The 12181-nt window shown below is 72.7% G+C and carries 8 protein-coding genes; 2 read left to right on the top strand and 6 right to left on the bottom strand.

What is annotated here, in order from left to right:
* Window positions 1-601 precede the first annotated feature (601 nt).
* From ACZOOI_RS27620 to ACZOOI_RS27605, 4 genes are all read right to left on the bottom strand, one after another.
* Complete coding sequence (locus tag ACZOOI_RS27620) at window positions 602-1618, bottom strand: TIGR03617 family F420-dependent LLM class oxidoreductase (protein ID WP_465278366.1); 1017 nt, start codon at window positions 1616-1618, stop codon at window positions 602-604.
* Window positions 1615-2520: an SDR family NAD(P)-dependent oxidoreductase gene (locus ACZOOI_RS27615; protein WP_465278365.1), complete on the bottom strand. Its 906-nt coding sequence runs from the start codon at window positions 2518-2520 to the stop codon at window positions 1615-1617. The genes ACZOOI_RS27620 and ACZOOI_RS27615 overlap by 4 nt, the downstream gene beginning before the upstream one ends.
* Window positions 2521-2625: 105 nt before the next feature.
* Entirely contained in the window at window positions 2626-3258 is a 633-nt protein-coding gene (locus ACZOOI_RS27610; protein WP_465278364.1) for a response regulator, read from the bottom strand.
* Window positions 3255-4490: a sensor histidine kinase gene (locus ACZOOI_RS27605; RefSeq protein ID WP_465278363.1), complete on the bottom strand. Its 1236-nt coding sequence runs from the start codon at window positions 4488-4490 to the stop codon at window positions 3255-3257. Before ACZOOI_RS27605 ends, ACZOOI_RS27610 begins: the two co-directional genes overlap by 4 nt.
* A gap of 271 nt (window positions 4491-4761) precedes the next feature.
* Here ACZOOI_RS27605 and ACZOOI_RS27600 point away from each other — a divergent pair, with 271 nt between their 5' ends.
* Window positions 4762-5316: a GlcG/HbpS family heme-binding protein gene (locus ACZOOI_RS27600; RefSeq protein ID WP_465278362.1), complete on the top strand. Its 555-nt coding sequence runs from the start codon at window positions 4762-4764 to the stop codon at window positions 5314-5316.
* Between the two features lie 238 nt (window positions 5317-5554).
* Here the strand turns inward: ACZOOI_RS27600 and ACZOOI_RS27595 are convergent, their stop codons facing one another.
* Together ACZOOI_RS27595 and ACZOOI_RS27590 are read right to left on the bottom strand one after the other, a co-directional pair.
* Window positions 5555-5758 (bottom strand): hypothetical protein, encoded by a 204-nt coding sequence (locus tag ACZOOI_RS27595; RefSeq protein WP_465278361.1) that lies wholly within the window; start codon window positions 5756-5758, stop codon window positions 5555-5557.
* Window positions 5759-6155: 397 nt separating this feature from the next.
* Window positions 6156-7505, bottom strand: a complete 1350-nt coding sequence (locus ACZOOI_RS27590; protein ID WP_465278360.1) for a GH1 family beta-glucosidase — start codon at window positions 7503-7505, stop codon at window positions 6156-6158.
* Between the two features lie 196 nt (window positions 7506-7701).
* Between ACZOOI_RS27590 and ACZOOI_RS27585 the strand changes: the two genes are divergently transcribed.
* Complete coding sequence (locus ACZOOI_RS27585; RefSeq protein ID WP_465278359.1) at window positions 7702-11670, top strand: ABC transporter ATP-binding protein; 3969 nt, start codon at window positions 7702-7704, stop codon at window positions 11668-11670.
* Window positions 11671-12181 lie beyond the last annotated feature (511 nt).

The raw sequence follows: 12181 nt of genomic DNA, 5'->3' as shown, positions 1-12181 counted from the left end.
GCCGGTACGAGCGGGACCCGGCAAAGCTGACCATCCGTCAGATATTGCCGGCACCGCCGGGGCCCGCCCGGACGCCGATTCGCCGGCCGGCGCCGATTCACCGACAGGCGGCGGGTCGGGCCGGTGGACGGCCGGCGTCCCGGCCCGTTCCCGCAGCGCGGACCAATCCGCGCCGTCGCGCGTGTCGGCGCCGAAGCGGGGGCCGAGCAGGGCGGTGCCCGCGATGAACAGGACCAGGGACCAGGCGACATACACGTTCACGACACACTCCCGGCGGCACGGTGGAATCGGCCTGTACAACAACCAGGCCAGTTCCCATTGTTCGCCCGACTGGCCTGCCCATAAAGAGCCAATCACCGGGAGGTGGACTGTGTTCGACGACCCATGGGGATCGGATATGGCGATCCTCCGGCGCGAAGGGGTACCGACCCGGCATCGTGGCCTCAAGCTCCCGCCGGGCCCGGGACGGTACCGGCGGGGCAGCCGGCGGCGTGCACCTCCCCCCAGTGCGCCGCCGAGGAAGGCGGGCCCGCGGGCATTCCCCCCGCTCGCGGGCCCGTCGCCCGCTTCCGACACCGATCGCCCGGCCGGCGCGCCCGGTTCAGCGCAGCGCGAGCACCACGTCCCGGATCCGCGCATCGTGCGCCGGATCGGCCGGCAGCGGCACGGTGACCGCATCCACCAGGCCGCCCCAGCGCGCCCGGATCAGCGCGGGCAACTCCTCGTACGGCGCCATCGGCACCAGCGTGTCCAGCACCTCGTCGGTGACGTGCCGAGCCAACTCGGACCAGTCGTCCCGGCGGATCATCTGCTGCAACCGGTCCTGGAGTTCGCCCCATCCGTACAGGTCGAGCGTGCCGCGATACGCGGGCGTGGAGTACAGGAACGCGAACAGCCGTCGCTGCCGCTCGCGTTCCGCGTCCAGCCGGGCCCGGTCCGGGCCGGCGATCAGTTGGGTGCCGGCGACCAGTTCGAACGCGCGCGGAACCGCCGCGCGGGCCCGGCCCTCGGCCACCGCGGGCCGGGCGAGGGTCTCCAGCCAGCGCGGGCCGGAGTTGGTGGGATGGGTGACCAGGCCGTCCGCGAGTTCGCCGGCGAGCGTGCACATCGCCCGGCCGACCCCGCCGAGCAGGATCCGCGGGGCGGCGGTGTCCGGGTCCGGGCCGGGGTTGAAGTACGGCTGCATCCGGGTGAGTCGGTGATGCGGCCCCTCGTACCCGGGCGGCTCGCCGGTCCGGAACGCCTCGAAGGCGGCCCGCACCGCGCCCACGTAGTCGCGCATCCGGGCCACCGGCGGCGACCACGGCATCCCGTACCGGTCCTCGATGTTCTGCCGCACCTGGCTGCCCAGGCCGAGTTGGAAGCGCCCGCCGGAGAACCGGGCCAGGTCCCACGCGCCGTACGCGGTCAGCAGCGGCGAGCGCACGAAGGCCAGCGCGACCGACGTGCGCACCACGATCCGCTCGGTGTGTTCGAGGGCGAGCAGCGCGACCGCGAACGCGTCGTGCACCGTCTCGGCCACGTGCAACCCGTCGAAACCGGCCGCCTCGGCCCGGCGCGCGTGTGCCGCGACCTCGCGCAGCGGCAGCCGCGGATCCATCCCGGTGTAGACCCTCACCAGGGGAAGTCTTCGCCGACCAGGCCCTCGGACAGCGTCCACAACCGCGCGGCGTCCGCCTCGTCCAGGGCCCACGGCGCGTGCTCGGTGGTGATCGCGCAGTCCGCGAGGTAGACGCCGCCGACGTCCGCGAGTTCGCTCCCGACCGCCGCCCAGACCTGGGTCGCCGCACCGTTCGCGACCTGCTTGAGCGGCGGCATGTTCGCGGCGGTGACCTTCTTCTGCAGATCGCGCCCGGCGTCGCGGGTCATATGCCGACCGAGGTTGGTCGCCACCATGCCCGGATGCACCGCGAGGGACCGTACGCCGCGCCCGCGCAACCGGCGATCCAGTTCGACGGTGAACAGGATGTTGGCGGTCTTGGACGCGCCGTACGCCTGCCAGGGGTGGTAGTCCTGCGGTGCGCTCTCGTAGTTGGGGTCGGCCCAGCGAATCCCGGACGCGACGTGCCCGGCGGAGCTGAGGTTGACCACCCGCGCGCCCGGACCGAGGGTGGGCACCAGCAGGTTGGTCCACAGGAAGTGGCCCAGGTGGTTGGTGCCGAATTGCAGCTCGAAGCCGTCCGCGGTGCGGGCGAACGGGGTCGCCATCACCCCCGCGTTGTTCAGGAGCACGTCCACCTTCGGGAAGCGCTCGCGCAGTTCGGCGGCGCCGGCGCGGATCGAGGCGAGCGAGGTGAGGTCCAGGACGACGTACTCCACCTTCGCGGGCAGCTCCGCGACCGCCGCCCGGGCCTTGTCCGCGTCGCGCGCGGTCAGCACCACGTGCGCACCCGCCGCCGCCAGCGCCCGCGCGCTCTCCAGCCCCAGGCCGGAGGTGCCGCCGGTGATCACGATGGTGCGGCCGGTGGGGTCCAGGCCCGCCAGGACGTCGTCGGTGGTGGTGTCGGGTCCGAATGGCATGGCACACTCCGCCGGATAGATGCTTGACTGTGTCGAGCACTATGCGGCGCGGCCGACGGGTTTGCAAGACCGCGGGCGCGCTCCGGACGCCGAGATGACGGGTCGTCAGGTCAGCCGGATCAGGCGCCGCTCGGTGGCCACGCTCACCGCGGCGGTCCGGGTGTCCACGCCGAGCTTCGCGTAGATGTGGCCCAGGTGGGTCTTCACCGTGGCCTGCGAGATGAACAGTTCCCGGGCGATCTCCGCGTTGCCGACGCCGCGCGCGAGCAGGTGCAGGATCTCCACCTCGCGGGCGGTGAGCGTACTGTCCGGCTTGCGCATCCGAGTGAACAGGCGCGCGGCCACCTCGGGGGCCAGTACGGTCCGACCCGCCGCGGCGTCGTGCACCGCGCGGAACAGGTCCTCGGGGCTGCCCGCCTTGAGCAGGTAGCCGGCCGCGCCCGCCTCGATCGCACGGGAGACGTCCGCGTCCGTGTCGTACATGGTCAGCACCAGCACGTGCGGCGGCTCGGGCAGCGCCAGCAGGCGCCGGGTGGCCTCGACGCCGTCGATCCCGCCGACCAGTTGCAGATCCATCAGCACCACGTCGGGGCGCAGCGCGGCGGCCAGCCGAATCGCCTCCTCCCCGCTCGCCGCCTCGCCCGCCACCTCGATGCCCGCCTCGCCGGCGAACAGCGCGAGCAGACCGGCCCGGACCACGGCGTGGTCGTCGCACACGATCAGGCGAATCGGGTTCACGGTGCGGCTCCCGGGGTCGGACGGGGGGTGGGCTCGGCAGCGCCGCCCGCGGCCTGCGGTGCGTCGGCGCGGGACGGGTCGGCGCGGGGTGCGTCGGCCGGCGGCGCATCGGCCGCGTCGGGGATGGTCGCGGCCAGGGCCGTGCCCTCGCCGGGGGCGCTCTCGACGGTGAGTTCGCCGCCCAGCTCGGCCAACCGGCGGCGCAGCGACGGGAGGCCGTAGCCGCGCAGGTCTCCCACGCGGGTCAGGCCCGGGTCGAAGCCGACGCCGTCGTCGCGGATGTCCAGCGCCACCCGATCCGGCAGGTAGGTGAGACTCACGTGCACGGTCCGGGCCCGGGCGTGTTCGCGCACGTTGGCCAGCGCGCCCTGGGCGGTCCGGGTGAGCGCGGCCTGCACCGGCTCGGCCAGTGCGCGGATCCGGCCGTCCACGGCGAGGGTCACACTCGGCCCGTCCTCGGTCCGGAACCGCTCGACGACCCGGGCCAGGCCGCCCGCGAGGCCGGGGTCGTCGGCGAGTTCGGCGGGTGCCAGATCGCGGACGAACCGGCGGATCTCCTCGACGCCGAGCGCCGCCACCTGTTCCGCCCGGTGTACGTGCGCGCGAGCGGCGGCGGGGTCGGTGTCCCAGCTGCGGTCCGCGGCCTGGAGCAACATCCGCAGGCTGGAGGTGCCCTGCGCGATGGTGTCGTGGATCTCCCGGGACAACCGCTCCCGCTCGGCCAGCACGCCCGCTCGGCGCTCGCTGACCGCCAATTCGTCGACGGTCTCGCGCAGCCGTCGCTCGTCGCTGCGCATCCGGGTGAACACGGCGGTGGCGATCGCGGCCACGGCGGGCGGGCCGAGGAACAGGCTGGGGTCGATGGTGTCGGCGAGTCGGTACTGGGCGATCACCACCGCGCCGGTGAGCAGCACCACCGTGCCGATCGCCGCCCGGGTCGACAACACCCGCAGCCCGGCGTAGAGCAGCGGCACCGCGCACCACGCGAAGCTCGGCGCGACGGCGACCAGGGCCAGCCAGGTGGCGAGCACCGCGGTCAGCCAGGCCGCTCGGGCGGACGAGGGGTCCTCGGGCAGGGTCAGGCCGGCCAGGTAGAGCACGGCGAGCAGCAGCGCGAGCGCGAGCACCCATGGAGCCCGGCCGTCGGTGCCGTGTCGGACCGTGTATCGGCCGAGCGACGCGGCGAGCAGCAGCAGGAAACCCGCGTGGATCACCAACCCGGCGTGCCGCACCGGCCATGGCTCTGTTCGCTGTCGGGGCACGACGTACCTGTTCCCTGTCCCGCTCGGCTCGATCACGCGCGACGCGCGCGGATCGACGATCCCCTCCACCGTGGACCGGCTCGCCCGGGTCCGGATCGGCCGATCGGTTGATCTTCGCACCGCCCGATCGGCGCGCCGGAACCGGCGACTCTGCCGATGGCGGGCGGGCGGATCGACGGGAGTGTGGAGGCATCGGGGCAATGCCCGGGAACGACGCAGGAATGTGAAAGAGGTACGGACGATGAGCAACTTTTCGACGCGTGGTCGGGTGCTGACCGGGGTCTTCTCGCTGGCGGCGGTCGGCGCGGTCACCGCCGGTGTCGCGGCGGCCCAGGTGCCCGGCACCGAGGCCAAGCACGACGAGCGCCCGGCAGCGGCTGTGGTGTCGGTCAAGACGCTGGGCGTGGACGCCGCGAGCAAGGCGGCCCAGGCCGCGCTCGACGCCGCCGAGAAGGACGGCCAGAAGGTCACCGTGGTCGTGGTCGCCCGGGACGGCTCCACCCGCGTGGTGCTCAAGGGCGACGGCGCGGGCCCGCAGTCGGAGGAGTCCGCCCGGCGCAAGGCGTACACCGCCGTGTCCTGGAACGCCCCGACCTCGACGCTCGCCCAGCGGGTCACCGCGCCGGGCGCATCGCTCCGGGACATCCCCGGCACGCTGTTCCTGGCCGGCGCGGTGCCGGTCGCCGTGGACGGCGCCCCGATCGTGGGCATCGGGGTGGCCGGTGCTCCCGGCGGCGACCTGGACGAGAAGTATGCCGCCGAGGGCCTCAAGGCGATCGCCGGTCAGCTGAAGTAGCCGAGCGCCGAGCCCGCCCGCGCGCCCGACGAGACCGGGCGCCGGGCCCGCTCCCCGGCGTCGGGCGATCCCGGATCGAGGGGACGAGGCACCGCTCCTCGCCCCTCGGCTCCGGTTCCGGGTCCGGGTCCGGGTCCGGGTCCGGGTCCGGCGCCGTCGGTTCCGGAGCCGAGACCGCCGCCGTCGTCGCCGGGACCGCCGGGTGGTGAGTCGCCGGTACCCGCCGGGTAGTGGGCGGTCAGCCGAAGAACACCGCGCCGTCGGTGTTGAAGACCGCGCTCTGGAAGGGCAGCAGCAGTTGGGCCGGCAGAAAGCTGTCCGGCGTCAACGGTTCGCGGGGCGTCTGCGCGGCGCGCGCCGCGGGAATGTACAGCGAGGCCATCGAACCGAAGATGACCGCCGTGATGATCACGGCCGCCTTGCGAAATCCGTGCTTGACCATGGAATTGCCCTTCACCGGGGACGTCGGGGGAAACGAATCGGCGTCCCGCCGCACTCGGGAATTCCGGGCACGGCTCCGCCGCGCCGCCCGGGGATTTCATGGCGGCGCGGCAACTCTAAGGTTTTGTCGGCAAAGGAAAAGACGCCGTTCGCCCTCCCGGGTGACGTCATCGGTTGGCCCAGGGCCCAGGACACGCAATTTCACTCGGAAGGGTGAGGATTGTGCGCCTGCGCGCTCCGGCACGTGTCCAAGTCCCGTGCCGGGCGTTATCCGGGCCGCCCGACGCCGATTCGCTCGCGCAGTCGGTGACAGGACATTGCGGCGTCCGGTTCCCGGTCGGGAAGTCGACATGGATCAAGCCGAAACGTTGCCGGTGGAAACGCGGCGCCCCGGCCCGCTACTTTCCCCGGCCCGCCCGGTGGGCGGCGATCAGGTCGCGGTACCAGGCGTAGGACGCCTTGGGGGTGCGGCGCTGCGTGGTGAAGTCGACGTGCACCAGGCCGAACCGTTGGTGATAGCCCTCGGCCCATTCGAAGTTGTCCAGCAGGGACCAGACGAAATAGCCGCGGACGTCGATTCCGGCTTTGCCCGCCGCGCTCACCGCGGCGATGTGCCCGTCCAGGAACGCGATGCGGTCCGGGTCGTCGAGTCCCTCGGCGGTCGAGCAGCCGTTCTCGGTGATCCAGATCGGCGGCAGTGTGTCGCCGTAGCGCGCGCCGAGCCCGGTCAACAGGGTGCTCAGGCCCTCGGGAACCACCGGCCAGTCGAAGGCGGTCCGCGGCACGCCGGTGATCTCCACCGTCGTGAACGGCAGCGGCGCGCCCGGCTCGCCCTCGGCGATCAGCGTCGGGTTGTAGTAGTTGACGCCCAGGCCGGTCAGCGAGCCGCCGATCAGGTCGAGGTCGCCGGGCTCGACGAAGGGCAGCACCGTACTGTCCCGGCCGTACGCGCTCAGGTCCGGGTAGCGGCCGAGCAGCAGCGGGTCGGTGAACAGCCGATTGTGCAGCACGTCGTAGGCGGCTGCGGCGGCCTGATCGGCGGCGCTCTCGCTCGCGGCGGTCACCGGGGTCAGGTTGTTGGAGACCAGGATGTGTTCGGCGCCGGCCTCGCGCAGCACCCCGGCGGCCAGTCCGTGACCGAGCAGTTGGTGGTGCGCGGCGGGCAGCGCGTCCAGGAGCAGCGCACGACCCGGCGCGTGTACGCCGAGCGCATAGCCCCAGGCCATGTGGATGAACGGCTCGTTGAGCGTGATCCAGGTGCGCACCCGGTCGCCCAGCCGGGCCGCGACGTGCCCCGCGTAGTCCGCGAATCGGGCGGCGGTGTCGCGCGCGAGCCAGCCGCCGTCGTCCTCCAGGGCCTGCGGCAGGTCCCAGTGGAACAGCGTCGGGGTGGGCGTGATGCCGCGTTCGATCAGCGCGTCGACCAGGCGGTCGTAGAAGTCCAGGCCCGCCGGGTTCGGCTTGCCCCGCCCGTCCGGCTGGATCCGGGGCCAGGCGATGGAGAACCGGTAGGCGTCCACGCCCAGGTCGGCCATCAGCGCGACGTCCTCGGCCCAGCGGTGGTAGTGGTCGCAGGCGATCTCGCCGGTCTGGCCGTCCCGGGTCCGGCCCGGTTCGGCGCAGAAGGTGTCCCAGACCGAGCGGCCCCGGCCGTCCTCGGCCACCGCGCCCTCGATCTGGTAGGCGGCGGTCGCGGTGCCCCAGGAGAAGCCGGCGGGCAGGTCCCGAGGGGTGGCGGGGGACGTCATGGCGGCTCCTGTGTGGCGTTCGCGGGCGGTCCGGGGCGATTTCGGGCGATCCGCCGGGCCGGGCCGGCGCGCCCGCGGGCGGGTCCGGTCGGGCAGCGGATCGCGGCCCATGATGGCCCGCGCGGGGTGCACGGTCCAGGGTGTGATCGGGTCATCCGAACATCGTTTTCTCGGTTGACAATTAGAATGGTTGTCCATGACAACCGGACCCGCGCCCGGCCGCCCCGAACAGGGCTGGCTACGCCGCCTGATGGCCGCCTCGTGGCGGTACCGGAGCAGCGTGCTGATCGCGTTCGGCGCGTCCCTGGTGGGCATGGCGGTCACCGCGCTGGTCCCGCTGGTGCAGCGCAGGGTGGTCGACGACGCGGTCGCCGGCGAGCTCGGCGGGCTGCTGCCGCTGTCGGTGCTGCTGCTGGGCGCGGCCGTGGTGGTCTTCGGCTGTACGTACGCGCGGCGCTATGTCGGCGGCAAGTTGTCCCTGGACGTGCAGTACGACCTGCGCACCCGCATCTTCGGTGCGCTCTCCCGACTGGACGGCGCCCGGCAGGACGAATTGCAGACCGGGCAGATCGTCAGTCGGGGCATCTCCGACGTGACGATGGTCCAGGGCTTCCTGTCGATGATCCCGATGATGACCGGCAGCGTGCTGCTCTTCGTCATCTCGCTCGGCGTGATGTTCTGGCTGTCGCCGCTGCTCACGCTGGTGTCGCTGGCGGTGGGGCCGGGTTTGTTCGCGGTGGCCTACCTGTCCCGGAAGCGGCTTTTCCCGGCCACCTGGCAGGCCCAGCAGGATGCCGCCGCGCTGGCCGGTGTCGTGGAGAGCGCGGTGACCGGGGTCCGGGTGGTCAAGGGCTTCGGGCAGGAGGAGCAGGAGCTGGACCGACTGGAGGCGGCCGGCCGCAGGCTGTTCGCCTCCCGGCTGCGCTCGGTCCGGTTGAACAGCCGGTACACGCCGACGCTTTCCGCGATCCCGGCAATCGGCCAGGTCGGCGTGCTCGCGCTCGGCGGCTGGTTGGCCGTGCGCGGCGAGATCACCCTGGGCACGTTCCTGGCCTTCTCCACCTATCTGGGCCAGCTGGTCGGGCCGGTGCGGATGCTCTCCGGTCTGCTGACCTTCGGTCAACAGGCGCGGGCCAGCGTCGAGCGCATCTTCGAGGTGATCGACTCCCAGCCGATCGTGACCGAGAAGCCGGACGCCGAGGTGTTGCCGGTGGTGGCCGCGTCGGTGGAGCTGGCCGACGTGCGGTTCGGCTACGTCGCTTCGCGGCCGGTGCTCGACGGGTTGTCGCTGCGGGTGGAGCCGGGCGAGACACTGGCCCTGGTGGGCACCTCCGGATCGGGCAAGTCCACCGTGTCGATGCTGCTGCCCCGGTTCTACGACGTACAGTCCGGCGCGATCCTGGTGGACGGGCGCGACGTGCGGGATCTGACCTTCGACTCGTTGCGCTCGGCGATCGGGCTGGTGATGGAGGACAGCTTCCTGTTCTCGGACACCGTGCGGGCCAACATCGCGTACGGCCGGCCGGACGCGACCGAGGAGCAGGTACTCGCGGCGGCGCGGGCGGCCGAGGCCGACGCGTTCATCCGCGAACTGCCCGCCGGCTACGACACGGTGGTCGGCGAGCAGGGGTTGACCCTGTCCGGCGGGCAGCGGCAGCGGGTCGCGCTCGCCCGGGCGTTGCTCACCGATCCGCGGATCCTGCTGCTGGACGACGCCACCTCGGCGGTGGACCCCAAGGTCGAGGCGGAGATCCACGCCACGCTGCACCGGGTGATGGCCGGGCGGACCACGATCCTGGTCGCGCACCGCCGCTCGACGCTGCAACTGGCCGACCGGATCGCGGTCCTGGATCGGGGCCGGCTGGTGGACGTGGGCAGCCACGACGAACTGAGCGCACGGTGCCCGCTGTACCGGCTGCTGCTGTCCGGGCCGGGCGAGGACGCCGAGGGGGTGGACGCGCACGAGGCGGCCGCGGCTGCCGAGTCGGTCACGGCTGCGGAGCCGGTCGTGCTTGCCGAGTCGTCGGCGGTTGCCGAGTCGGTCGTGCTTCCCGAACCGGTTGCGGTGGCCGGGCCGGTCCCGGCTGCCGGGCCGGTCGCGCCGCTCGACGCGAGCGGGGTGACGCCCGCGCTGTGGGATCGCTCGACGCCGGCCGACCCGGCGCCGGCGGCCGCGTCCGGTGTGCTCGCCGGGACCGGGACGGGCGGCGGCCCGCGCGGTTGGGCGGCCATGCTTCAGGCCACGCCGGAGCTGCTGGCCCAGGTGGACAAGCTTCCGCCCGCGACGGATCGGCCCGACGTGGACGAAGCGCAGGCGCGACGTTCCGACTCGGCGTTCGATCTGCGCTCGTTGTTGCGGCCCTTCCGGTGGGCGCTGTTGCTCGCCTTCGTGCTGGTGATCCTGGACACCGGCGCGCAACTCGCGCTGCCGGCGCTGATCCGGGACGGGATCGACCGGGGCATCGACGACGGGGCGACCGGCGCGATCATGACGGTGTCGCTGATCGCCGTCGTGATCGTGGCGGCCGACTGGTTCGTCAACGTCGCTCAGGCGCTGATCGCGGGCCGCACCGGCGAGCGGCTGCTCTACACGCTGCGGGTGAAGACCTTCGCCCACCTGCAACGGCTGGGCCTGGACTACTACGAACGCGAGTTGTCCGGGCGGATCATGACCCGGATGACCACCGACGTGGACGCGCTGTCCACGTTCCTGCAGACCGGGTTGGTCAGCGCGGTGGTCAGCGTGCTGACCTTCTTCGGGATCATGGTCGCGCTGCTCGTGCTCGACTGGGAGCTCGGGCTGATCGTGATGAGTGTGCTGCCGATCCTGATCGCGGCGACCGTGGTGTTCCGGTCCCGGTCGTCCAAGGCCTACACGGAGGCGCGCGAGAAGGTCAGCGTGGTCAACGCCGATCTCCAGGAGAACGTCGCGGGGTTGCGGACGTCGCAGGCGTTTCGCCGCGAGGGCCGAAACTCCGAGCGGTTCGCCGAACGCAGCGACGACTATCGCGCTTCGCGGCTGCGGGCGCAGCGCTATATCGCGCTTTACTTCCCGTTCGGACAGTTCCTGTCCAACGTCGCGGCGGGCATCGCGCTGATCGTCGGAGCGCATCGGGTGGGCGGCGGGACGTTGTCGGCGGGTGCGTTGATCGCCTACCTGCTCTACATCGACATGTTCTTCTCGCCGATCCAGCAGCTCTCCCAGGTCTTCGACGGCTACCAGCAGGCGGCGGTGGGGCTGCGCCGGATCCGCGATCTGCTGCGCACCCCCACCACGACACCGCCTCCGGCCGTGCCGGTACCGGTGCCGGCGAGCGGGCTCAAGGGGGCGATCGCCTTCGAGAACGTGCGATTCGCGTACAACGCACCCGCGTTCGTGGACTTCGCGGACGAGGACGCCACCGCGGTCGCCACCGCCGCCCGGTCGGGCGAGGGCGGGCCGGGCGCGGGCGAGTCTGCGGCGGGGACGCCCGAGGTGTTGTCCGGCATCTCGCTGTACATCGAGCCCGGCGAGACGGTCGCGCTGGTGGGACAGACCGGGGCGGGCAAGTCCACGCTGGTCAAGCTGGTGGCCCGGTTCTACGACGTGACCGCCGGCGCGGTGCTGGTGGACGGCGTGGACGTGCGCGACTACGACCTCTCGGCCTACCGCCACCGACTCGGCATCGTCCCGCAGGAGGCGTATCTGGCTCAGGGCAGCGTGCGGGACGCGATCGCGTACGGCCGCCCGGACGCCACGGACGCCGAGGTCGAGGCGGCGGCCCGCGCGGTCGGCGCACATGCCGCCATCGCCGACTTGAGCGGGGGCTACCTGCACGACGTCGGCGAGCGTGGACGCAACCTGTCGGCGGGCCAGCGCCAACTGATCGCGCTCGCCCGCGCCTACCTGGTCGACCCGGACATCCTCCTGCTCGACGAGGCCACCGCCGCACTCGACCTGGCCACCGAGGCCGCGGTCACCCGCGCCACCGAGGCACTCACCGGCCGCCGCACCACGCTGGTCGTCGCCCACCGCCTGACCACCGCCGCCCGCGCCGACCGCATCGCCGTCATCGACCAGGGCCGCCTGGTCGAACTCGGCACCCACACCCAACTCCTCACCCAAGCAGGCCCCTACGCCTCCCTATGGGCAGCCTTCACCGGCACAAAAGAACACGCAGCCTAACCACCCAACCCACCCGAACCCCTCCACCCGTCCGGCACTTGAGAACAACGGCGCCGCAACCCCGAACACCGACCGGACCAAACCCCTCACCCCGGCCGGCGTTTGAGACCACCTCGACCGGAGCCCGGGGCCAGCCCGTCGGGCGCTCGAGGACAGCCGCGCCCTCACCGCACGCAACCGGGCGCAAGCCCAACCGCCGACCGGGCCGAATCCTCCAGCCCGTCCGGCGCTTGAGGACAACGACAACGCAACCCCCGAACACCGACCGAACCAAAACCTCAGCCCGGCCGGCGCTTGAGACCACCTCGACCGGAGCCCGGGGCCAGCCCGTCCGGCGCTCAAGGACACCCGCGACCACACCGCACACAACGGCCGCCAGCCCAACCGCCGACCGGGCCGAATCCTCAGCCCGGCCGGCGCTTGAGACCACCTCGACCGGAGCCCGGGGCCAGCCCGTCCGGCGCTCAAGGACACCCGCGACCACACCGCACGCAACGGGCGCAAGCCCGAC

This window comes from Embleya sp. L77, assembly GCF_055557415.1.
This window is presented reverse-complemented; position numbering and strand designations above follow the sequence as displayed.